This window comes from Flagellimonas aurea, assembly GCF_017313785.1.
GTDB classification, from domain to species: Bacteria; Bacteroidota; Bacteroidia; order Flavobacteriales; family Flavobacteriaceae; genus Flagellimonas; species Flagellimonas aurea.
In genome coordinates this window covers 222,517-245,683 of record NZ_JAFLNL010000003.1, presented here as the reverse complement: position 1 = coordinate 245,683, position 23,167 = coordinate 222,517, and the positions used below count along the sequence as shown (strand labels likewise).

Annotated in this window: 24 protein-coding genes and 1 pseudogene; 10 read left to right on the top strand and 15 right to left on the bottom strand. The window is 41.1% G+C overall.

Annotated features, from left to right (window positions below; genetic code table 11):
* Nucleotides 1-114: 114 nt before the first annotated feature.
* The 5 genes from J0656_RS06965 to J0656_RS06945 form a co-directional block, all read right to left on the bottom strand.
* Complete coding sequence (locus tag J0656_RS06965) at nt 115-591, bottom strand: tryptophan-rich sensory protein (RefSeq protein ID WP_207032510.1); 477 nt, start codon at nt 589-591, stop codon at nt 115-117.
* Between the two features lie 700 nt (nt 592-1,291).
* The gene (locus J0656_RS06960; protein ID WP_207032508.1) at nt 1,292-1,945 is read right to left on the bottom strand and encodes a nucleotidyl transferase AbiEii/AbiGii toxin family protein; all 654 of its coding nucleotides are present in this window, start codon (nt 1,943-1,945) and stop codon (nt 1,292-1,294) included.
* Nucleotides 1,946-1,955: 10 nt separating this feature from the next.
* Entirely contained in the window at nt 1,956-2,429 is a 474-nt protein-coding gene (locus tag J0656_RS06955) for a helix-turn-helix transcriptional regulator (protein WP_207032506.1), read from the bottom strand.
* A gap of 456 nt (nt 2,430-2,885) precedes the next feature.
* Nucleotides 2,886-3,185: a type II toxin-antitoxin system RelE/ParE family toxin gene (locus J0656_RS06950; RefSeq protein WP_207032504.1), complete on the bottom strand. Its 300-nt coding sequence runs from the start codon at nt 3,183-3,185 to the stop codon at nt 2,886-2,888.
* Complete coding sequence (locus J0656_RS06945; RefSeq protein WP_207032503.1) at nt 3,178-3,429, bottom strand: type II toxin-antitoxin system ParD family antitoxin; 252 nt, start codon at nt 3,427-3,429, stop codon at nt 3,178-3,180. Before J0656_RS06945 ends, J0656_RS06950 begins: the two co-directional genes overlap by 8 nt.
* Nucleotides 3,430-4,052: 623 nt before the next feature.
* Between J0656_RS06945 and J0656_RS06940 the strand changes: the two genes are divergently transcribed.
* The 4 genes and pseudogenes from J0656_RS06940 (at nt 4,053) to J0656_RS20120 (ending at nt 5,948) form a co-directional block, all read left to right on the top strand.
* Complete coding sequence (locus tag J0656_RS06940) at nt 4,053-4,400, top strand: single-stranded DNA-binding protein (RefSeq protein ID WP_207032502.1); 348 nt, start codon at nt 4,053-4,055, stop codon at nt 4,398-4,400.
* 60 nt (nt 4,401-4,460) lie between these two features.
* A pseudogene (locus tag J0656_RS06935) lies at nt 4,461-4,936 on the top strand (JAB domain-containing protein).
* Nucleotides 4,937-5,435: 499 nt separating this feature from the next.
* Nucleotides 5,436-5,630, top strand: coding sequence for a BfmA/BtgA family mobilization protein (locus J0656_RS20125; RefSeq protein ID WP_237688866.1), 195 nt, complete (start codon nt 5,436-5,438; stop codon nt 5,628-5,630).
* 72 nt (nt 5,631-5,702) lie between these two features.
* A complete protein-coding gene (locus tag J0656_RS20120; protein ID WP_237688865.1) occupies nt 5,703-5,948 on the top strand; it encodes a hypothetical protein in 246 nt (81 codons plus the stop codon).
* A 2-nt stretch (nt 5,949-5,950) separates the two neighbouring features.
* On the opposite strand, the gene J0656_RS06925 is transcribed toward J0656_RS20120, so the two are convergent.
* The 5 genes from J0656_RS06925 to mnmE all read right to left on the bottom strand — a co-directional run bounded on the left by J0656_RS06925 (nt 5,951) and on the right by mnmE (nt 11,612).
* Nucleotides 5,951-6,829 carry a DUF8464 domain-containing protein gene (locus J0656_RS06925; protein ID WP_207032501.1) on the bottom strand — a complete coding sequence of 293 codons (879 nt, stop codon included), beginning with the start codon at nt 6,827-6,829 and terminating at the stop codon, nt 5,951-5,953.
* A 205-nt stretch (nt 6,830-7,034) separates the two neighbouring features.
* On the bottom strand, nt 7,035-8,240 hold the full coding sequence (locus J0656_RS06920; protein WP_207032500.1) for a primase-helicase family protein: 1,206 nt from the start codon (nt 8,238-8,240) through the stop codon (nt 7,035-7,037).
* Nucleotides 8,241-8,299: 59 nt separating this feature from the next.
* The gene (locus J0656_RS06915; RefSeq protein ID WP_207032499.1) at nt 8,300-8,581 is read right to left on the bottom strand and encodes a helix-turn-helix transcriptional regulator; all 282 of its coding nucleotides are present in this window, start codon (nt 8,579-8,581) and stop codon (nt 8,300-8,302) included.
* Between the two features lie 314 nt (nt 8,582-8,895).
* Nucleotides 8,896-10,059 (bottom strand): tyrosine-type recombinase/integrase, encoded by a 1,164-nt coding sequence (locus tag J0656_RS06910; RefSeq protein WP_207032498.1) that lies wholly within the window; start codon nt 10,057-10,059, stop codon nt 8,896-8,898.
* Between the two features lie 182 nt (nt 10,060-10,241).
* A complete protein-coding gene (mnmE, locus tag J0656_RS06905) occupies nt 10,242-11,612 on the bottom strand; it encodes a tRNA uridine-5-carboxymethylaminomethyl(34) synthesis GTPase MnmE (protein ID WP_207032497.1) in 1,371 nt (456 codons plus the stop codon).
* An 86-nt stretch (nt 11,613-11,698) separates the two neighbouring features.
* Here mnmE and J0656_RS06900 point away from each other — a divergent pair, with 86 nt between their 5' ends.
* Complete coding sequence (locus tag J0656_RS06900; protein WP_207032495.1) at nt 11,699-12,061, top strand: DUF4870 domain-containing protein; 363 nt, start codon at nt 11,699-11,701, stop codon at nt 12,059-12,061.
* 171 nt (nt 12,062-12,232) lie between these two features.
* On the opposite strand, the gene dnaN is transcribed toward J0656_RS06900, so the two are convergent.
* The 5 genes from dnaN to J0656_RS06875 form a co-directional block, all read right to left on the bottom strand.
* Nucleotides 12,233-13,351, bottom strand: coding sequence for a DNA polymerase III subunit beta (gene dnaN / locus J0656_RS06895; protein WP_207032494.1), 1,119 nt, complete (start codon nt 13,349-13,351; stop codon nt 12,233-12,235).
* Nucleotides 13,352-13,471: 120 nt separating this feature from the next.
* Nucleotides 13,472-15,136 carry a gliding motility-associated ABC transporter substrate-binding protein GldG gene (gene gldG / locus J0656_RS06890; RefSeq protein WP_207032493.1) on the bottom strand — a complete coding sequence of 555 codons (1,665 nt, stop codon included), beginning with the start codon at nt 15,134-15,136 and terminating at the stop codon, nt 13,472-13,474.
* Nucleotides 15,136-15,867: a gliding motility-associated ABC transporter permease subunit GldF gene (gldF, locus tag J0656_RS06885; protein ID WP_207032492.1), complete on the bottom strand. Its 732-nt coding sequence runs from the start codon at nt 15,865-15,867 to the stop codon at nt 15,136-15,138. The genes gldG and gldF overlap by 1 nt, the downstream gene beginning before the upstream one ends.
* Nucleotides 15,867-16,169, bottom strand: coding sequence for a putative quinol monooxygenase (locus J0656_RS06880; protein WP_207032491.1), 303 nt, complete (start codon nt 16,167-16,169; stop codon nt 15,867-15,869). Before J0656_RS06880 ends, gldF begins: the two co-directional genes overlap by 1 nt.
* Nucleotides 16,170-17,000: an SAM hydrolase/SAM-dependent halogenase family protein gene (locus tag J0656_RS06875; protein ID WP_207032490.1), complete on the bottom strand. Its 831-nt coding sequence runs from the start codon at nt 16,998-17,000 to the stop codon at nt 16,170-16,172.
* Between the two features lie 119 nt (nt 17,001-17,119).
* On the opposite strand from J0656_RS06875, the gene J0656_RS06870 reads away from it, so the two are divergent.
* From J0656_RS06870 to acs, 5 genes are all read left to right on the top strand, one after another.
* Nucleotides 17,120-18,079 carry a PhoH family protein gene (locus tag J0656_RS06870; protein ID WP_207032489.1) on the top strand — a complete coding sequence of 320 codons (960 nt, stop codon included), beginning with the start codon at nt 17,120-17,122 and terminating at the stop codon, nt 18,077-18,079.
* A 6-nt stretch (nt 18,080-18,085) separates the two neighbouring features.
* On the top strand, nt 18,086-19,039 hold the full coding sequence (locus J0656_RS06865; RefSeq protein WP_417946602.1) for a phosphoribosylaminoimidazolesuccinocarboxamide synthase: 954 nt from the start codon (nt 18,086-18,088) through the stop codon (nt 19,037-19,039).
* 141 nt (nt 19,040-19,180) lie between these two features.
* Complete coding sequence (locus J0656_RS06860; RefSeq protein WP_207032487.1) at nt 19,181-19,444, top strand: DUF4212 domain-containing protein; 264 nt, start codon at nt 19,181-19,183, stop codon at nt 19,442-19,444.
* Nucleotides 19,445-19,464: 20 nt separating this feature from the next.
* Nucleotides 19,465-21,180: a sodium:solute symporter family protein gene (locus tag J0656_RS06855; protein WP_207032486.1), complete on the top strand. Its 1,716-nt coding sequence runs from the start codon at nt 19,465-19,467 to the stop codon at nt 21,178-21,180.
* 63 nt (nt 21,181-21,243) lie between these two features.
* Entirely contained in the window at nt 21,244-23,151 is a 1,908-nt protein-coding gene (gene acs / locus J0656_RS06850) for an acetate--CoA ligase (protein WP_207032484.1), read from the top strand.
* Nucleotides 23,152-23,167: the final 16 nt, after the last annotated feature.

Sequence of the window (23,167 nt, the reverse complement as noted above, 5' to 3'; positions counted from 1 at the left end):
TCGCTGCAACAGTTGTAAAGATACGTTTTGTTTGAAAAATAGCGGGGCACTAATTATGGGCAATCGTTATAGCGTCAGAATAAAAACTCGGAAATAAATATTGGATAGATTGATTTATATCAATTTTTCGAGTTTCATTTCACCGATTACTATTATTGAGGCGAACATGGTCCATAGAATCACGGGAATAGTTAAAAGTGCGGAAACCTTGTTTATAGGAAAAAGTTTGTATACAACCAAAATGGCAAATATGATAACGACTAAATTTCCGATTAGTCCGAACCAGAGCGCAGAAACATGGGTTATTTTTGCCAATCCCAGCGTGTAGTATGCGTAAGTAGCGCACAATAAAGCAAGGCCGTACAGCCACCATTGGTGGTTTGTTGATGTCTGAATCAGGTAATATCTGCCAATTCCCAGAAGGGTGAACAGTACAAACCAGACAATGGGAATAACAAATCCGGGCGGTGCATACCATAATTTTGGTGCTTCCCCGTTTTCAAAATTGAGTCCAAGGAAGGGAGCTGGAATGTTCACCACAATGAGTATTCCATAAAATGATAAAATGCTGAAAAATAAAGACCACACCATCGTTTTGTTTTAAGGAAAGTTCAATTAAAAAAGTAGTTCAAAAAACAGATTTCAAGTATTCAAGTAGTTGATGGTCAACCTTGAAAGCAAGATGTTAAGGGAAGAAAGGATAAAACTCCAAAAACCATTTTAAACCGTTCGATGTATGCAAATGCTTATCAATAATCCGAATAGCACAATATCATAAACCGTATAGGGTTTTTGATTTGTTGTAAGAACTTTTCGTCCGTTAGCTGGCTCATATACAGCTCTTAAAAAATTATTATTGGTCTTTAGAGCTGACCATGAATTTACGTAATTTTTCGAAGCAAAAACACGTTAAGCTTTAGCTTTAATAATTTTATTGGTTGTAGTTGTTATCTATTTCCCGATACAATATGTACTTTTCCTTATTTTATGGGGGTCCCAGAGTTTGAGGTGTAATAGGGGTGTAAATAAGTTAAGAAAATCAAACCTTGTTGATATCTTTTAAGTTGATTAAAACCGTTTGTCAATAGTTGTAATTGATTTGTTATTCTATCATATGGTACAGTTATCGTTTATTCGAACATTTATGAATATAGGAATTTTCTATAAAAAAATAATTTGGTCTGGTTGCTATGGAGCGTAAGGAAGTCAGCTATGTTTATGGTATAAATAAATTCACCTGATTTTTGGTGCAACTACAGGATTGAACTAAGTCTAATTCCTATTGGGAGGTTTATCGGGCTTGCCTAAACTTGTCTATGTGCCCCTGAATATCCTCCTTTATGAAGGCCCAAATTTTTCCTTTTAGACAAATGGGATCAAAGTCATCGTCTGCCCTTTCAAAGTTGGTGAAATTATCCAGCAATAATTCACGATTATGGCCATAGGGATATCTCTTCTCATGTAATTTGAGCATATCATCAATACGGTAACTTGACAGCAATTCGTGAATATCCCAAAAGTCTTTTTTCCTACCCTCATTTTGAATCACCTCCAGCTTCATCGCTATGATTTCTTCGATGGATGCCAAACGAATACCATCTACTACCTTTGTTGGATTAATAAATTCATCGGTATGGAACACATCCAATTTTATGGCATTGTTTCTATCCTGGCCAATAAGATATGACTTGCCCATACCGGGGAAAAGGTCTCGAATATAATCAACATAAGGAAACTGGTTTTCCAAATAGGCATCAATACTATTAAAATCAAGAGTTCCATAAGGGGTATCGGTAAAAAGGTCGATATCAACGGACTCCCTGTGGCCGATTTGAAGACTCAATGAAGTACCTCCCACCAAACGTAAGTCATCAAACTCATCAGCTTTCATAAATAGGAAAAGGGATTCTTTCAAAAGCGGATTGACGGTATGGTAATGAAGCACTTAAGTGTTTTTAATATTTTTCAATTCTATTCAAAGATCTGATTACGGAAGTAACTTTATCGACCCCATAAAAACGAATAAGTTCTTTTTGCTCAGCCTTGTTCCCTCGTTCAAAAACACGGCGAATGACCGCCTTATAATGTCTGTCCCAATTAAGGTTATCGATATCCGTATCCCAAAATAGGGATTTACGTAGGATGGAGAAATCAGGAGTTTGAGAAGGTTTTCCCTTCTTCTCTCTTTGGATATCATAAAAGGTCTGCAACATTGCCAGACTGCCCTCTTCGAGTCCCAATTCCTCTTCTATCTTTAGTGCCATTGCAATTGGAAGGTCCCTTCTTCCCTTGACAATGGCGTTAATGGTTTGCGGATGTTCATTTATGGACAAGGCGAATGGACGTTGCTTTAACGATTTTTTCTTCAATTCCCTTTCTAGAATCAATCCTGGGTGTATTCCTTTATATTTTTCCGCATAACTTATCATACCACAAATATAAACAATTTTGTTTACATTTCAGGGTAAATCCATTTCAAGACCTTTCCAACATCAAAGGTAAATTGTCTTCAGTTTGATAAAGCCGAGTTTTGATGAGTAGGATGGTCGGGATCATTAAAATCGGAAAGTTTGAGCCATGTAATATTTGGCCGTAGTGATTTGAATGTTAGGTTTGTGTGTTGAGTCTAGGAGTGCTCAATATTATCCGACCAGAGTGGTATACAATGTCGGGCGTTTCCACAATGTCATCATGCTCAATGGTAGACCAGGATTTCAGGACTACCAGTTGATAATCCAGTTGGTATTCATTAAAAATGTTTTGTATATGTTCTGAAATTGTATGCCTTTTCTAATAGTTGGCTTATTTGTGCCTTTATTAGGCAAACGGTATCTTACACAATTAGAATGATAAATTGAATGGTACCATCATTGCCAGATAAACCTTTATTCGGTTATTCTAATTTTCAAATCCATTTGTCCGTGTAAAATTCTCGTAATTTCTATGGGGAAATCATTTCGTTTCCTGTGAAAAATTATATGTCTACTAGTTTTAAGTCCGAATAAGTCATTTGTGATTCCGTCATAATTTTTCCCTAATTCGGGATTATCTGCAATATCCTGACAACTGTCCAATAGTAAATTATAATATCTATCAGCTTGTTGTTCCGACCATTTTTCAATTGTGTATTCCCAAATTCCAGTCAAATCCTCAACCGCTTTATTGGTCAGTTCATATTTAGACATTCTTTTTGCGTCTAGCTTTTAATTCCTGAAGATGCTTGTTTGGGTCAAAATCGTGCGCAATTCCGCTGTCAATTCCTTCTTGAATAGCGTTTCTCAACGCAATAACTTTACTTTCCTCGTTTTCCAAAAGTCGAAGTCCAGCTCTAATTACCTCACTTACGTTTTTATAACGTCCAGCAGAAACTTGGTTACTGACAAACTGGTCAAAGTAATTTCCAAGTGATATTGATGTGTTCTTGCTCATAATTTCTATTTCTACTTCAAAAATACCAATTTTTGGTATTTTTTGCAAATTACACCTTGAGACTTGCATCTTATAATAATCAGGACTCGTTTTCCACAGGAAGCTCAATAAAAAGCCAGATTAATTAATTTTCGAAATAGTGCGAAAACGATGGATTGTAATCTACTCTCCATTTGAAATACCTATTTTGAAACTAACCGATTAGAGACTTAAATTCTGTTATGTCACCATCAAATTTTAAGGGGTTATAATAAAAGAAGCCCTAGTTTGTTTTCCGGGGCATCGGAAAACAGGGCAGTGCCTGGGAACTTCCAATCAGGACACAATGACTTCACTCGCTCAACTTCCCGTTCGCTCACTTGCCACTGGGTCAGATGGAATTCCCAGGGCCCTTGTAGAACCTCTCAAGGCCAGGCCCTGTTTTGCCAGCAAATAGGGTATCCATTTCCTTGAAAACCCTAGGGTTTTACTACGTCATATACCCTCCCGATTTCCTGTCAAAAGCCTTGACAGAACCCCCTTCTTTCATTGTGCCGTGCACGAAGGAAACCAAACGAACGCCCCTTAAAATTTGAATAAAATAAACTGAGGGGGCAATCATTAACCTTTTAAACCTTTTTAACATGGGAAATTTACGGAACAAAGTACAGTTGATCGGCAACGTGGGGCAGGACCCTGTGATTACCGATTTTGAGAACGGAAAGCGCATGGCCCGGGTGAACCTGGCCACCAACGAACACTACAGGAACGGTAAAGGGGAGCAGGTGACCAATACTGAATGGCACACCCTGATCGCATGGGGAAAGCTTGTCGACATCATCGAGGGATTTGTATCCAAGGGCAAGAAAATTGCTGTCGAGGGAAAACTAACCCATAGGTCCTACGAGGACAAGGAAGGGAACAAACGCTATGTTTCCGAGGTAGTGGTGAACGAGATCTTATTGTTGGGAGGAACCACCAATGAGGAGTAGAAACCATCGGGCGCTCCATGGTTCGGGGCGCTTTTTCTTTCAACTTCTAAGGTCTAAAACATGGAACACAAAGTCAATGAAATACAGATAAGTTACCGGGAAAAGCTGGGGACCCTGAAATCGCTCTCGATCACAAATTCCAAAGAAGTGGCAGAACTCCTGTTCGCGAACTGGGACCGTGATACGATCGCACTGCACGAGACCTTTAAGATCGTGTTGTTGAACCGCTCCAACAAGGTCAAGGGTATCTATCCGCTTTCCCATGGGGGCATCACGGGCACCTTGGTGGACATGCGCATCCTTTTTGCCATTGTACTCAAGACGCTTTCCGTGGGTATCATCCTGGCCCATTATGTCAAATTTTACATAAGGCCCATAACCACCCATCGGGACAGTTGAAGGCCAGTGAAATGGACAAACAATTGACCCAAAAGATCCAACTGGCGGCGCAATTGTTCGATGTCAAGGTGCTCGATCATATCATTTTGGCACCGGAAGGTAGTTATTACAGTTTTGCCGATAATGAATTGATGTGATATCCAACAATCCAAGCAAAGGGGAATTATGATAAATGGAACCGATCAAGCCCAATCATTATGATTGGGTTTTTTGTGCAACAAAACTTAATTTTATAATGAACCAATGATGGTACGGGGCAATGATCCGATTTGACTTTCCCAAAGTCCGTACAATTTATCGAAACATATAATAAGCCCGTCTTTTTTCAGTGGCATGGCGATGCGTTTTTGTCCCTATGGGACGAAAAGGAAGAGCAAGAGGGTAACAGGCTAGCGCCATGTTATACATCTGTTTTTTTATCAAAACACTGATATATAGTTGATTATATAATTTTTGAAAATGATTTGAGGGGAGATATTTGAAATTTTTCACGGAAAAATACCGCCAGCCCAATAAAATCAACAAATTTTTCACGGAAAAACGGAAAAACGGAAAAACGATACGAAAAAGAGAAATTCAGGAATATGGCCATAAAGAAATTAGTGGCCTTGAAGTTCAGAAGGTTTTCCAAGAAGTTTGGCAGGTCCCAGGTCCATGACCTTATTGGCCATGCTGGATTTTTTTGAACGTCATGGTATCTCCCCGGATCAGGAAATGGGGGAGACCGTCGCCAGTCTCAAATATCTTATCAAACGTAGGTTCAATGCCATTGTGGCCATTATGCGTAACATCGAAAAGGAACAGACCTTGCCCACCTTTGAAATGATGTAGGTACTTTTTAACCAAGAACTTGAATCCGATGATGAGGAATGGGAGGGGGACTTCGATTTTTTCGAGCAGCAATTGACTGAGAAGAAAACACCCTCCCATCCAGAACTATTGGATACCGAGGTTACCGTTCCGAAGATCAGGTACAAACATCTGGAGGAGCAAATGAAGGAATTGAAAAGTGACTTTGGGTATGCTCAGGACCATGCGGTAGAGAGCAGAAACCGAATTGGCAAGAAACATTTGGTCATGGACCTGAACCCTGAAGCGATTGAAAAATATAAAAGAAAGCTTAATAATTTAAGGGATGATATTGTTTAAGCTTACTTCCTTTTAATTTTCATCATAGGGTCAGATTGGAGTTTTTCATTAAGGTCCTTGAACCCATGGAACAGTTTTCTTTCATCCCAGACATTATCGTGTTGTTGCAATAAAGTTTGGGTCGTTTTATCCCCCGCAGCATCATTGTCCAAGAGTAGCTTACATTGATTGCAACCATCAATGATTTCTCCCAATTGATTGGCAAAAGCCAGGGAGTTCAACACCAATATGTTAGAATCCTTTAACCATGACGGAGCTATGGTTATTAGTGATAGAAAATCGAACATTCCCTCGACAATGGCCAAGTTTTCCTTTCCCTCGTTGAAATGGCTTATGGCCTTAGGGGAAGAGCACAGTTTTTGGAAGCGGTTCCTGAGCTCCCATCCTCCCTTGGTGTTCTTGAGGCCGATAGCAAAATAATTCTGGTTTCCCATTTCAAAATGGACCTCCTTTGTATGGGAACGTGCAATGGCCATTGGGATGCACCTGACCTCCAGATATTGCAATAGGGCCAAATGGGATATGTCCATTACCTCTCCCACGATTATTCCTTTTTTGGTACTGGCCGGAGCTTTGGTCGGGGCAGGGGCCGGTGATATGGAGTACATACCTCCATCCAATAATTCCAATACCTCGGGTACGGAAGAACCGGTGATCCTCATCATGAGGTCTATCAGGTTTCCACCAATGCCCTCACCATGGTCATACCACCTGTTTAGGACTTTGGAGACCTTGAAAGATGCTTGGGTCTCCTTTCTCAAAGGACTGAGGAACCATGCTTCATTTTTGGATTCCCTGGTTGGGAAATGTCCCATATCCGCCAGTGCAGACATGATGCAAAGATTGCGTGCCGTTTCACAGTTCATTCTTTTTTCTTTCATGGTTTTGTTGTTGGGTGATTTTTGATGATTTGATGACAAATCTTTGGGGAGTCCTATTAACACTGATAGTTCCCAAGTCATCGTTTTATCATCGGCTCATCGTTTTATTTTTTTTCTTCATGGGCCCTGTCATCATTTTTTATTTTGATGACAAAATGATGATAAGGTGATGATAGCCTAAACCCTTATAAACATTGGGATTTTCTCAATCTGTCATCAAATCATCAAAATTTTGGACTAAAAATTCCTTTTTAATGGTAAAGTACCTCCCTTTGGCATCTTCGGCATTGATCTCACCGTTGTTCCAGATGGTTATTTTTTGGTACTTGTTGGAGTTCGGCTGGTTGTCCAGTTTCCAATCTTTCTTCAACAGCCGCCTCAGCTGGGTCAGGTCGGTCTTCACCCTTGTCCGGTTGAGCAGGTGTAGGGCATCGATGGGACAGAGGTCTACTGAATCCACATCAAATTTTTCCATTGCACTGACCAATAGACTAGCCAGTTCCTTTTCTACACGATTACGGTTATTGTAAACCAGTTTTTTCAATGCTGGAGTATATACTTCCTTTGGGGAGAACCACATCCGTGATCGTTGCAGGGAATGGAGTTTTCTTTTTGTCAAGTGATGTAAAAAGATAGGGATTTCTTTTGTTAATTGTTCTAAATACTCTGTATCTTCTTTTTTTAATGGGGGTATTTTTCGTACCCAGAACCTGGTCTCATGGGCATCGATCTTTATAAAGTTATCCTCGTTGTTGCTACAAAGGATGAACTTGCCAAAAAATTCCACTTCTCTTTTGTCCTTGCCCTTGGCTTCCAATTTGTTTCGGTTGGTGGTACTCAGGTACTTGATGCGCTCGGTGAGTTCCTCTTTGTTGAACAACACCTCGTCAATACAAATCAATAGTTTGTTGGCCCAATCCGAGTTGAACTGACTTCCGAAACTGTCATTGGTCAGATAGGTCAGGTTATTCCCGAAAATTTCCTTAAGCCATTTGAGAAAGGTACTTTTTCCGGTGTTCCTTTCCTTGGAAACCAGGCACAGAATGGGAAGTATCTGTACCGGTTTTTGGTACAACAACTGCAGATAGTCCAGTCCCAGTTCCAATTGTTGTCCAAAAATATGGTTCAAAAAGGACAAGGTATGCGGAAAGTCCCCTGCTTTGGGCTCGTGCTCCAAAGGTGAGTAGGTATTGTAAAATCCATGATGTTCTTTTTTGAAATCAATATGGCTGGGAATACAGGCAAACCCATCGTATTTTGGGACATTGCTTAAATAATCCTTTCCATGGTCCTGTTTGATGATATGTTCGTTCCATGGCATCAGTAGCTCATTGAAATGTCCTGATATGGTGGGTATTCTGACCAACTTGTAAAAAGTGGTCCCGACCCTGATGTAGGGAATACTTTTCATATGTAATGATTTTTTGGCTATATGGAGAAATAGCATGAGGTGTTAATATGAAAACAGGGCTATCCCTTTCTCAGGATATATTCAACCGCTTGGTCGTTTGTCTCGTAAGTGGATTTTCTATCATTTCTCAACAACCATTTGTTGAGACGATCGATATCAAAATAAATCAATTTTCCGTTAGGCTTGCTATGGGGTATTTTACCTGCAGCGGTCAGTTTGTATAGATAGCTTCTGGATATCCCGGTATAGTCACAGGCCTCGTCAAAAGTGAGTACCTTTTTTGCTCCCAACAAAAGACGTTCGATGTTGTTGAGTTTCTCGTTTAATTCAATGTTGTTCATTTTATCGGATTTAAAGGTTCAAAATGAACAAAGCGCTTTGTTTCCTATGGTAGAATTCTGTAGATAAAAGTAGGTAGAAAAGCCAGTTTAAGCTATGGATGAAACAGTAATAATATTCACAAAATGCAGATATACAATAAGTTGTATTGAATTGTTGTCGTTTAATTTTAAATGATTTCAATGACCAACAAAAATAATCATGGGTTGTACCGAAAAATGTGAGTTATCAACAACGTGATTTTATGGTCACATATATTTTTTAGGGTATACGAGTTTTGGTTTAAGGACATAAAGACAGAATTTGGGAATTTAAGTTAGGGTAATTCCATGGTTTCCAGATTCAACTTTGGCAGCATATCCGCTGCTTGTTTCATCTTTTCATCAATTATCTTGGCATAGATTTGTGTGGTTCGGACTTCCCTGTGGCCCAATCGCTTGGATACCGTATATATGTCCGCACCGTTTTCTAAGAGTAGGACTGCATTTGTGTGTCTGGCGGAGTGGAAAGTAATATGTTTTGTAATTCCGGCGTGCATGCACCATTTTAATAACTGAATGTTCATATGGGCACTGTAGCTGAGCCCTTTGAATACACTGTCCTCGGGTTTCTGGCGCTCCCCCAATAAGTCCCTTGCCTGATTCGATATATAAAGGTATTCAACTCCATCAGTCTTTTTTTGTTTGAAAACAATTCGATACAGTTGTTTTCCCAAATGATTGTTTCCCTCGTCCCGCACCTCTTTCCATTTGAGCTTGTTGATATCCGACCATCTGATGCCGGTAAGGGCGGAGAATAGGAATGCGCGTTTAAGCTTTGGAAACCTGCATTCTGTTCTTGCCAGGTTCTGAAGCTCTTGGGAAGTGAGGTATTCCCTGGTAGATTCGGCCATGGTAAATCCTTTGACCTTTTTTACCAAATTCTCTTTTAGGAATCCCTCATCGAATGCTGCCCTGAGACAAGCCTTGAACTTATTGAAATAGGTATGCTTGGTATTCTGGGATAATTTTTTCTCACTTTTGGTGACCGCTACAGTGTCCAGGTACTTTCTAAAGCCTTTTATGAAATCCACATCGACATCATTGAATGTGATGTGTTCAGGACAGTACTTTTCCAAATGCTTTTGAGCGGCATCCCAGTTGTCATAATTGCCCTTGGACTCATAGCGTTCCTCTTTTTTAAGTTCATAATAGGAAAGAAATGTTGTTTTACCCTTGAAGTTGTTCTGTATTTTGAATTTTCCTTGATAGACTTCAGCTTTTCGGATCGCCAGGATTTTCTTGGCCAATTCTAGTTGTTCCTTATTGGTCCTTTTATCTTGAGCCGTTTGGGGGTCATTTATTAAATAAAGATCTAGATATTCAAATTCTCGAAAATGTTTAATTTTATTCTTGGAGGTGCTTTTATGACCTTTATAATATTCAATATAAAGGCTCTTTTTTCCACTTTTGAGTTTTTTCTTTCTGAGGTGTATTTTCATTTGAGGTGTAAATTTTTACACCTCGGGTTTGAAAATCGGTTTCGAGGTGTAAATGAGGTGTAAAAATTACTTAAAAAAGGGGTAAGTAAGGAAGATGTTGGCAAAAAAGTTATAATGTAAAGTGTTGATGACTAATAGTATAGCATCAAATCGAATCAAATTAAATCAAAAAAAATTGGCGCCTATTTGCCGATACAGAAATTGGAAAAAATATTGCCCAATAAGTCGTCCGTTGTAACACTTCCTGTAATTTCACCCAAATGATAGAGTGCTTGACGGATATCGATGGCCATTAAATCGCTCGATAACTCCATATCCAGACCTTCTTTTACTTTTTGGATTTCTTCCAAGGCTTTGAGCAAGGCATCATAATGCCGGCTATTGGTCACAATGGTGGTGTCGCCGCTCAATGCTCCTGAATCAACTAGGGAGAGAAGCCTGGTTTCCAATTCGGAAATACCCTCCTTAAGTTTAGCAGAAAGGAAAAGTACATCGGGTATCTCAGATGCTATCTTTTCTTTTTGATTTGGATTTAAGAGATCCATTTTGTTACAGATGGGCAACAACCGTTTGTTGGGATAGCGTTGCTGTATTTGCTTCAACTCGGTTTTGTCAAACTCCATTCCATCAAAAAGATAAATAATGAGCCGAGCCTTTTCAATTTTTTCAAAGGTACGCTCAATGCCTATTTTCTCGACCACATCCACCGTTTCACGGATTCCAGCGGTATCAATAAACCTAAAACCGATGCCTTTTATGCAGATATGGTCTTCGACCGTATCCCGGGTAGTACCTGCAATCTCGCTGACAATGGCACGTTCTTCGTTGAGCAGCACATTGAGCAAAGTGGATTTTCCCACATTGGGCTGACCCACAATGGCCACGGGGATTCCGTTTTTGATGACGTTGCCAAGGGCAAAGGAATCAATCAATTTTTTAAGCACCGTACTGATGCGGGTAAGCAGTTCATTGAACTGGGTTCTATCGGCAAACTCCACATCTTCTTGGGAGAAGTCAAGTTCCAGTTCAATCAATGATGCAAAATTCAACAACTCTTGTCGCAATTCCTGAATTTCGTTGCTGAATCCGCCACGCATTTGCTGCATGGCAATATCGTGGGCAGCTTCACTGTCGCTGGCAATAAGGTCGGCCACAGCTTCGGCCTGGCTTAAATCCATCTTACCGTTCAGGAACGCCCTTAAGGTAAACTCCCCGGCCGATGCGGCACGGCAGCCATTCCTTAACAACAATTGAATGATTTGTTGCTGAATAAAAGGGGAACCATGGCAGGAAATCTCCACTACATTTTCACCTGTGTAGGAATGTGGACCTTTAAAAATGGAAACCAAGGCCTCATCCAATATTTTATCATCATCAACAATATTGCCTAAGTGAATGGTGTGGCTTTTTTGTTGGGCCAATGCTTTGCCTTTGATGGACTTGAACAATTTGTCCACCAGGATGATTGCTTCCGGCCCAGAAACCCGAATTACTGCAATGGCCCCGGTTCCCGAGGGAGTGGCCAAGGCTACGATGTTATCTGTATGCGACATGGGCACAAAAGTACGAATTCATAGCTGTCTGTAACATTTTTACGTTTTTGACTACTAATATTATGAATCATCAAAATCAATCAAAAATGGAAGTTATTAATCAAAAAGCAGTTAGAACGGACAACACTTTGTTGGCTGTAACGCATCTTACCCAACTATTATCTTACGTAACGGGCTTTGGTAGCTTGATAGTTCCCTTAATCATTTGGTTGTCTTCTAAAGATAAGGTCGAGGGGATGAACGAACATGGTAAGGCCATCATCAATTTTCAGATTAGCCTTATCCTTTATATCATAATCAGCATTCCTGCCATTCTACTTTTGGGATTGGGAATTTTGGGGTTAATCGCTACCGGTATTTTAGGTTTTATCCTGCCTATCGTTAATGCAGTGAAGGCGTCGAATGGCGAATCACCTTCATATTTTATGACGATTAGGTTTATATCGTAAAATAAAAAAGAGAGTGTCTAAAAAATAAGACGATGTCATATTGAGCTTGTCGAAATATTTTTACCTTATGGATAATCAATATCGGTTTCGACAGGCTCAACTTGACAAATCAAGTTATGAAGACTTTTTAGACACCAATCTTCTCAATTATGGTTGTGTAGTTAAATTAGTTTAATTGTTCAACATCACGGGCATTACCAACATGGTCACATGTTCGCCTTCATCCAAGCCATCGATTGGGGTAAGGATGCCTGCTCTGTTCGGTAAGCTCATTTCCAAGGAAACTTCGTCCGAAGACAAATTATTCAACATTTCCAGAAGGAATCTAGAGTTGAATCCAATCTGCATATCGTCCCCTTGATAGGAACAGGACAATCTTTCTTCCGCTTTGTTGCTGTAATCCACATCTTCTGCAGAAATATTGAGTTCAGCTCCTGCAATCTTCAAACGGATTTGATGCGTGGTCTTGTTGGAGAAAATGGAAACCCTTCTCACCGAGCTAAGGAATTGATTTCTAGCAATCGTCAATTTGTTCGGGTTTTCCTTTGGAATTACCGCTTCGTAGTTTGGATATTTTCCATCTATCAAACGGCAAACTAGTTCTGTATTGTCAAAATAGAACTTGGCATTGCTATCGTTGTATTCGATGGTCACTTCGGATTCGGAACCTGCCAAAATACCTTTCAATAATGTCAAAGGCTTTTTCGGCATAATGAATTCCGCTACTTGAGAAGCTGTTACATCTTGTCGTTGGTATTTCACCAATTTGTGGGCATCGGTGGCCACAAAGGTTAAATTCTCTGGAGAGAATTGGAAGAACACACCGCTCATTACGGGGCGAAGATCATCATTTCCTGCAGCGAATATGGTCTTGTTGATAGCCGTTGCCAAAATATCTCCCAATAGGGTAGTGGAGCTCGGGTTGGAGACTTCCACCGCTTTCGGGAATTCTGCTCCATCGGCATAGGCCAAGGCATATTTACCGTGGTTGGAACTGATTTCTACCGTGTTGTTGTCCTCAACAACAAAGGTCAACGGTTGTTCAGGGAATGTTTTTAGGGTATCCAAAAGCAAACGAGCAGGAACTGCTATGGTTCCTTCGGAATCGGAATCCACTTCCAAAACCGTACTCATGGTAGTTTCCAAATCGGATGCGGAAACCGTTAACTTACTTTCTTTAAGATCGAACAAAAAATTGTCAAGAATGGGCAAGGTGTTGCTATTGTTGATAACTCCTCCCAAAACCTGAAGCTGCTTCAATAAATATGTACTGGATACGATAAATTTCATCAACGAAATACTTTAGTATAGTTGCTTTTTGTGCAATTAATTCGTGTTTTACGGCCTGTAAAATCAATAAAAACAAATATATCCCAAATGGATTTAGCAGAGAAACAAATTTATCAACACTTAAGCGGTAAACTTGCGTTTTCTGTAATAGCCAAAGAAGAGGCCGAACAGTAGGGTCAAAACTACTGGGAGTCCAATGTTTACAAGCTGCCACTTGGTTTTTTGTGCTGCTATTTTTTTAACATCCAAAAGAGGGATGGATACTTTCTTGTTTCGAATGTTAATAAGCCCCGTGTTGTCCAAAAGGTAATTTGTGCTGTTCACCAAGAATTCCTTGTTTCCGTAGAAGCTATTCGTCCATTTATCGTACCCCAATTCCAGCGGTCTGCCGTTGCGCAATTGGTTTTTGATGACGTCCCCATCCGAGATTACGATCATTTTGTTTTCGGGTCCTTCCTCCAAGGTATTTTGAAGCTTTAACGGTTTAACCCTGTTCTTGTACATCGAGGTAAAACTACCCTCAATCAAGACGGCCAATGGAAGATTGCCATTGTTGTAAGTTTCCTGATCAGGTTGTTGGTTGATCATGTCGAGACTGACCACTCTCGGAATTCCGTCCGTTTTAGAAAGCGGTGAACTCTGTAATAAGATGGTCTTCTCATAATCGTTTTCCAAGACGTCCATGGGACTGGTAAACTGTAATCGTACCGCCTCAATATTGGTGTTGATGGGATGATTGTTCTGCGAAAAAACCATGGGGTAATAAAACCAAGGCAGGGGATTGTATTGTGAATCGTTCCCTTCACCCGAGGCCAGTACTATTTGGGTAAAATATAGGTCATTGACCAAAACAGGATTGATGCGGATCCCATATTTGAAGAACAAATCTTTCAGGTTCAAATCTCGGGGAACGGCAATCGCCTCTCCGCCACCTGCATAAATGCTGTCCATTTCCATGTTGACCTGGTCTATCATCCAAATGGACTTGCCTCCTTGAACCATATATTGGTCCATCACATATTTTTCTTGATCGGTAAATGCTTCGGTAGGTTTGGCAATCAGCGCAAGGTCAAAGTTTTTTAGCTGATTTAATACATTTTGCGGATTGCTGGCCACTGAATCCAAGGTTATGGCGCCAATGTTGTAGTAGTCGCGAATGGTAGTGAGGTAATCCGCAATATAAATATCATCCAGTTCGCCATTTCCTTTGATTACGGCGATACTCTTTTTTTCTTCAATGCTCAATTTGGTGAAGGCATCAGCAAAGGCGTATTCCAATTGTTGTACCGAATTATTGATGCGATCTTCTGCTGAAGAACCCAATTTATTCTTGAGCAATGGCACTTTTACCGTCTGGTCGTTGTAGTTGACCATGGCCCATGGAAATACCAGCTCGTTGGAAACCTTTCCGTTTTCCTCTACGGTAACATTAGCGGGCTGCAGACCCAAGCTCTGCAATTGGGCAACGGTTTCCTGCGGATTTTCGCTATCCTCCAAAGGGTCCACCAAATTGTATTTGATGTTGCTATTTTTAGACCCGAAGGATTCCAAGAGTTGTATAGTCTCTGTTTTTAGTTTGGCAAACTCTGCTGGAATGTTGCCATCCAACAATACGTCCACAATTACGGGTGTCTCAAATTTTTGTGCTACCGCTACGGCGGGTTCCGAAAGGGTATATCTTTTATCTTCGGTAAGGTCGAAACGGGTGTACACAAAACGGGCCAATAGGTTGATGACCACAACCAACACAATTACTTTTACTATGGATACAAAAAACTTTCCCATTATCGCGGTAATTGTTTTAAACGTTGAAAAGTGAGGTACAGAAACAATAGGGTCAATGAGATAAAATAGATTAAATCCCTAGTGTCTATCACGCCCCTGGCAATACTATCAAAATGTGCCTTTGCTCCGAGTGATTGTATGGTCTGTTGTGTTTCTCCGTTGGAAAACAGTGAAGATGCAGCATCAAACCCGTTAAAAATCAGAAAACAGACCAAAATCCCAACCAAAAATGCAATGATTTGATTATCCGAAAGCGTAGAGGCAAATATCCCGATGGATGTATAACAGGCCATTAAAAACAATAATCCAAAGTAAGAGCCGAATACCACACCGAGGTCGTAATTGCCTTCCACCATGCCCAATCCTGAGATGGCAAAAACATATACGATTGTTGGAATTACTGCAATGACGCATAATAGAAATGCGCCCCAGAATTTACCGAGCACCAATTTCCAAATGGAGATGGGTTTGATGAGCAACAATTCGAGCGTTCCCATTTTCCGTTCTTCGGAAAAGCTTTTCATGGTGATGGCGGGTACCAAAAAGATGAAAATCCAAGGAGCCAGTAAAAAGAAGTTGCTCAAATCGGCAAAGCCGTAATCGAAAATGTTGTATTCTCCTTTGAAGACCCAAAGAAAAAGCCCGTTAAGCAGTAAAAATGAACCCACAATTAAATAACCGATGGGCGATGTAAAAAAGGACCGTACCTCTCTCTTAAAAATTGCGAACATTAAGATGGGTTTGTTGATTGAACTTTATGAACACTCCAAGCTTCAGGCTTGTCGGAAAACAATTTTTTGGTATTGCCCCAAACCTCTTTGAAGAAATCGGAATTCCTGTATTGGTTCAGGTGCGATTCCGTGTCCCAAAAACTATAGGTGAAAAAGATGTTGGAATTAGCGATGTCCTGATACAATTCTACCATGTTGCAGCCTTCAAAAGCCAAAATACCGTTTTTACTTTCTTCAAAGATTCGCTCAAAACTAGCAATATTTTCGGGTTTAAAAGTCAGTTTTACGATGCGTATCAACATTTACAGGAAATTTATGGTTACCGTGTCCCTATAATTGAGTCCAAGAAGGGAAGAGGCTCCTCCAACGGAATTCAGGTCACTTTTATAAATGGCAAGTTCAATATAACCAGCAGAATTGAAAAGGGCCAAGGCATCCCCAGGACCTTTGCGCTGGTTGCGTTCCAAATTATAGTTGATGATGCCGTTGTAGCTCTGGTGCACTTGCCGTATTTTGGTGGTCCTTGCAATAATTTCAAAATCACGACCGCTACGATAGGCCTCAAAAAGACTTTTCTGGATATTGGTGACCACATTCCCGTAGTTATCAATATAAATAACATTGCCCGTGATGGATTTGCCTTCGTTGGTAATCCGTGGTTCAAAATCACGTAACTCTTTCAAGTTTTCGAAAGGTCGGCCTATAACCTCCAGTTTCCCACCTCTCGCAATATGGCAGGCTACCTGAACAAAAATATGGAGCACGGGAAAAGCGCCAGCTTCCGCATTGGGCAGATTGATTTCCACCACTTTTTCGGGTTGAACCTCGGAAGTTATCAAGGAAATAACCCCGCTGTTGGCACTAACAAAATATTGCCCGTCCACTTGAACAACAATATGTTCATTCTCTGGTGAAATTTCCGAATCCACTCCAACAATATGAACCGTTCCCTTTGGGAACGAACGATAGGCATTCCTAAGGATATAGGCACATTCCTGAATGTTGAAAGGACTAATGGCGTGCGAAATATCAACAATGCTAATATCAGGGAGGTTGCTCAGTATTGCCCCTTTAACAGCACCCACAAAGTGGTCCTTGTATCCAAAATCGGTAGTTAGGGTTATGATTGGCATACAATACTGTTGATATGTTTTTCCGCGTTCAAATTGATTTTTAGTTAAGTTTGTTTGTAAAATTAGTCAAAAAAGAAAGAATTAAATTCTTCAAAAACAACTGTAACACCTCACAATTTTTGAACGAACTAATAATTGAACTTACGGATATTAGCCCCCAGGAATTTTTTGGACAACAAAATTCCAATATCGAGTTGCTTAAAAAGTATTTTCCAAAGCTAAAAATTGTAGCTCGGGGCAACAAAATCAAGGTATTTGGTGATGAAGAACTATTGGAAGAGTTCGACAAGCGCTTTGACGAGCTTACCAGCCAATTTGCTAAGTACAACAAACTCGATGAAAATATGATCGAGCGAGTACTTACTAGCAGCAGTAAGGAGGAGTATACATCTTCCAAAAGCAGTGGTGATGTTTTGGTACACGGAGTAAGTGGCAGGTTGATCAAAGCACAGACCGCCAACCAGCGAAGATTGGTGGATGCCTGTAAAAAGGACGACATGGTTTTTGCCATTGGTCCTGCGGGTACCGGTAAAACCTATACAGGTGTTGCCTTGGCCGTAAAAGCTTTGAAAGAAAAACAAGTGAGGCGTATTATTCTTACACGACCTGCTGTGGAAGCAGGGGAGAACCTTGGTTTTCTTCCAGGTGACCTCAAGGAAAAATTAGATCCGTATATGCAGCCTTTGTATGATGCACTTCGAGACATGATTCCGTCTGAAAAATTGGAAAAGTATATCGAGGACGGTACCATTCAGATTGCACCAATGGCCTTTATGCGCGGTCGTACTTTGGATAACGCCTTTGTAATCTTGGACGAGGCGCAGAATACCACCCACGCCCAAATGAAAATGTTCCTCACACGTATGGGTAAAAATGCCAAGTTCCTTTTAACGGGAGACCCGGGCCAGATTGATTTACCGAGACGTGTGATATCCGGTCTAAAGGAAGCTTTGCTGATTTTGAAAGATGTTGAGGGAATCAGTATCATTTATCTGGATGATAAGGATGTGATACGACACAAATTGGTGAAAAAGGTGATTGATGCCTATAAAAATATAGAGCACCAAAATCAATATTAAAAAATTATGGGGATGAATACGCTGATGTCCACGGATTTTAACTTTCCTGGGCAAAAATCTATTTACAAAGGTAAAGTAAGGGAAGTTTATACGTTGGACAACGATATTTTGGTGATGGTGGCCACAGACCGCCTATCTGCATTTGATGTGGTGATGCCCAAGGGAATCCCGTACAAAGGGCAGATTCTAAATCAAATAGCCACCAAAATGATGAAGGATACCGAGGATATTGTTCCCAATTGGCTCATGGCCACTCCAGATCCCAATGTAGCTATCGGAAAAGCTTGTAAACCTTTTAAAGTGGAAATGGTGATCAGGGGCTATATGTCCGGCCATGCCGCTCGCGAGTATAAAGCTGGTAAAAGATTGCTTTGCGGTGTACCTATGCCCGAAGGGATGAAAGAGAACGATAAGTTTCCGGAACCTATCATCACGCCGGCTACCAAAGCGGAAAAGGGAGACCACGACGAGGATATTTCCAAAGAAGATATTTTAAAACGAGGTATTGTATCCAAAGAAGATTACGAGGTCTTGGAAAAATATACCCGTGCTCTTTTTCAAAGAGGAACCGAAATCGCGGCCAAACGAGGATTGATTTTAGTGGATACTAAATATGAATTCGGTAAGACCAAAGATGGTGAAATTGTGTTGATTGATGAGATACACACTCCGGATTCATCTCGTTATTTTTATGCAGAGGGTTACGAGGAACGTCAAGATAAAGGAGAAGCTCAAAAACAATTGTCCAAAGAATTTGTTAGACAATGGTTGATTTCCAGTGGATTCCAAGGACTGAAGGGGCAATCGGTTCCCGAAATGTCGGATGAATATATTGAATCGGTTTCCAATCGGTATATCGAACTATATGAAAATATTACGGGAGAGAAATTCGTGAAAAGTGATATTTCCAATCTCCAAAAGCGTATAGAAAATAATGTTATTACGTATTTGTCACAATAACCGATTCAACCTTGTTATGTACCCGAGAAATGAAAGGGAATTCTGTGAATTCCCTTTTTTTATTGCTTGAATGCAGACAAATCTTAAAACTAATTTGATATATTGACATGGTACAATGGAAACAACTAAACAAACCAACCTATGTCAGAAAAACAAAAAAAAGCCACGGCCTATTGGAAGGAGAACCTAAGATATTTGGTCATATTATTGGTCATTTGGTTCTTGGTCTCCTATGGGGCGGGAATTCTTTTCAAGGATGCTTTGAACAATATTAAACTGGGCGGATTCAAACTAGGATTCTGGTTTGCCCAGCAAGGTTCCATATATGTTTTTGTCATTCTCATATTTGTCTATGTCCGCCTTATGAACAAGTTGGACAAAAAATATGGTTACAACGAAGAATAATCAACACAAAAACCTAAAAAATGAGTGATGTACAAATTTGGACCTATGTGTTGGTGGCACTATCCTTTGGTCTGTATATAGGAATTGCAATTTGGTCTCGGGCCGGTTCCACAAAAGAATTCTACGTGGCCGGTGGAGGAGTGTCCCCTTTGGCCAACGGAATGGCAACCGCAGCCGATTGGATGTCGGCGGCCTCCTTTATCTCCATGGCAGGAATCATATCCTTTGCAGGGTATGACGGAGCCGTGTATTTAATGGGGTGGACTGGAGGTTACGTGCTTTTGGCCCTTTTATTGGCACCATACCTAAGAAAGTTCGGAAAGTTTACCGTGCCCGATTTTATTGGGGAACGTTACTATTCCAAAACGGCACGTGTTGTTGCTGTTATCTGTGCGCTCATTGTTTCTTTTACCTATGTTGCAGGGCAAATGCGAGGAGTTGGAATCGTATTTTCTAGATACCTCGAGGTTGATATCAACACAGGCGTTGTTATCGGAATGGTCATTGTATTGTTCTATGCTGTTCTTGGAGGAATGAAGGGAATTACCTATACGCAGGTAGCGCAATATTGTGTTTTGATATTCGCTTTTATGGTGCCCGCTATTTTTATTTCCATCCAAATGACTGGGAATCCAATCCCACAACTTGGCTTTGGCGGTACCTTGTCCGATGGTTCCGGAACTTATCTTTTGGATAAGTTGGACGGTCTTTCCACCGAACTTGGCTTTGCGGAATATACCGATGGCTCCAAAAGCATGATCGATGTTTTCGCCATTACCCTCGCCTTGATGGTGGGTACTGCCGGGTTGCCCCACGTAATCGTTAGATTTTTTACCGTTAAACGCGTGCGGGACGCTAGAAAGTCGGCAGGACTGGCCTTATTGTTTATCGCAATTCTATATACCACGGCACCAGCAGTGGCCGTTTTTGCCAGAACCAACCTCATAGAAACGGTTAGCGGGAAAGAGTACGATCAAATGCCAGAATGGTTCAGTAGATGGGAAAAAACAGGGTTGATAGCGCACGAGGATAAAAACGGTGACGGAAAAATACAGTACGTGGCATCTCCAGAGGTAAACGAACTTACGGTAGATCGCGATATTATGGTATTGGCCAACCCAGAAATCGCCAATCTTCCTGCTTGGGTAATCGGTTTAATAGCTGCTGGCGGACTTGCGGCTGCTTTGTCAACGGCAGCAGGATTGCTGTTGGTTATTTCTTCTTCCGTATCCCACGATTTGATAAAAAATGTCCTTAAACCCGATCTTTCCGAAAAAGCGGAATTATGGACGGCACGTCTTTCTGCTGCTGTCGCTGTGGTAGTGGCAGGATATTTCGGAATCAATCCACCCGGCTTTGTGGCTGCTGTGGTCGCCCTTGCGTTCGGTCTTGCGGCCGCATCGTTTTTCCCTGCCATTATCCTAGGTATTTTCTATAAAAAGATGAACCGTGAAGGAGCTATTTCCGGAATGATAGTAGGGCTTTGCCTCATGCTTTTCTATATGTTGAAATTTAAGTTTGGCATTTTTGATGGAGGAAAGGACGCGGTTGCCGGACTTCAGGAAAGCTGGTGGTTCGGGGTATCTCCCGAAGGGTTCGGAACCATAGCCATGCTTGTTAATTTTATAGTTGCCATCGCGGTGAACAAATTCACTCCGCAACCACCGGAAGAAGTACAGGAAATCGTTGAAAATATTCGTATTCCCAACGGAGCGGGAAAGGCAAGTGAACATTGAAATAACTGTGATATTGGCCTGTTTTTCCTTAATTTTAAGGCAGCATAAAATTTAATAAACATAATGAGTAACTACCACATCAAACACTTGGAGGAATATTTTCAGGTGTATCGAAAATCCGTAAGAAACCCCGAAGGATTTTGGGAAGAAGTAGCCGAAGAACATTTTCAATGGCGAAAAAAATGGGATACCGTTTTGGAATGGGACTTTACCAAGCCTGAAATTACTTGGTTCAAAGGTGCCAAATTGAACATAACCGAAAACTGTATCGACCGCCACCTTCGTATTCGTGGGGATAAAACGGCAATACTTTTTGAACCCAACGACCCTAATGAAGAAGCAGAGCATATTACATACCATCAATTACATGAGCGTGTCTGTAAATATGCCAATGTATTAAAAGAGCAAGGGGTAGAGAAAGGGGATAGGGTAGTGATCTATTTGCCGATGATTCCTGATTTGGCTATCTCTCTTTTGGCCTGTGCTCGTATTGGGGCCATTCATTCTGTAGTTTTTGCAGGGTTTTCATCAACCGCATTGGCTACTAGGATTAATGATTGTGGCGCTAAAATGGTACTTACTTCAGATGGTTCTTACCGAGGAAAAAAGGTTATTGATCTAAAAGCAATCGTGGACGAAGCTTTGGAAAGTTGTCCTGATGTGAAAACTGTGTTGGTTTCTAAACGAACCGGAGGGGAAGTAAACATGAAAGACGGTAGGGATGTTTGGGTTCAACCCCTATTGGATAAAGCATATTCCGATTGCGACCCGGAAATAATGGATGCCGAGGATCCCTTGTTTATTCTATACACTTCAGGCTCTACTGGTCGGCCCAAGGGAATGGTCCACACTACCGGGGGCTACATGGTATATACAGCGTATACCTTTAAAAATGTATTCCAGTACCGTGAAGAGGACATATATTGGTGTACCGCCGATATTGGCTGGATTACTGGGCATTCCTATATCGTTTACGGACCATTGGCCAATGGAGCAACCACGATAATGTTCGAAGGTGTTCCGTCTTACCCGGACTTTGGACGCTTTTGGGATGTAGTACAAAAACACAAAGTAACGCAGTTCTACACGGCACCTACGGCAATACGGGCATTGGCCAAGGAGAATCTGGATTTTGTGACCAATCACGATCTTTCCACCCTTAAAGTTCTGGGTACTGTGGGAGAGCCGATCAATGAAGAAGCATGGCATTGGTACAATGATCACGTAGGTGATAAAAAATGCCCCATTGTGGATACCTGGTGGCAAACAGAAACGGGCGGAATCCTTATTTCACCAATACCTTTCTCCACACCAACGAAGCCAACATATGCAACTTTGCCCATGCCAGGTATTCAACCGGCACTTATGGACGAAAATGGACAGGAAATCAAGGGGAACCAAGTGGATGGACGATTGTGCATCAAATACCCATGGCCATCCATAGCAAGAACCATTTGGGGAAACCATCAACGCTATAAGGATACTTATTTCTCTGCCTTTGAAGGTAAATATTTCACAGGTGATGGAGCACTTCGGGATGAGGTGGGCTACTATCGAATCACCGGTAGGGTTGATGATGTTATCATCGTGTCCGGTCATAATTTAGGTACGGCACCGATTGAAGATGCGATCAATGAACATCCAGCGGTGGCCGAATCCGCCATTGTTGGTTTCCCACACGATATCAAAGGAAATGCGTTGTACGGTTATATCATTCTGAAGGAAACAGGGGAAGATCGTAATCGTGATAACCTCAAAAAGGAAATCAACCAATTGATTACCGAACATATTGGACCCATTGCCAAGCTGGATAAAATCCAGTTTGTGGAAGGATTGCCAAAAACACGAAGCGGTAAGATCATGAGACGTATCCTAAGAAAGATAGCCTCAAAGGACACCAGCAATCTGGGAGACACTTCAACCTTGCTGAACCCGGAGATAGTGGAATCCATCATAAAGGAGAGTCTTTAAAAAGGCTTGTTCAATA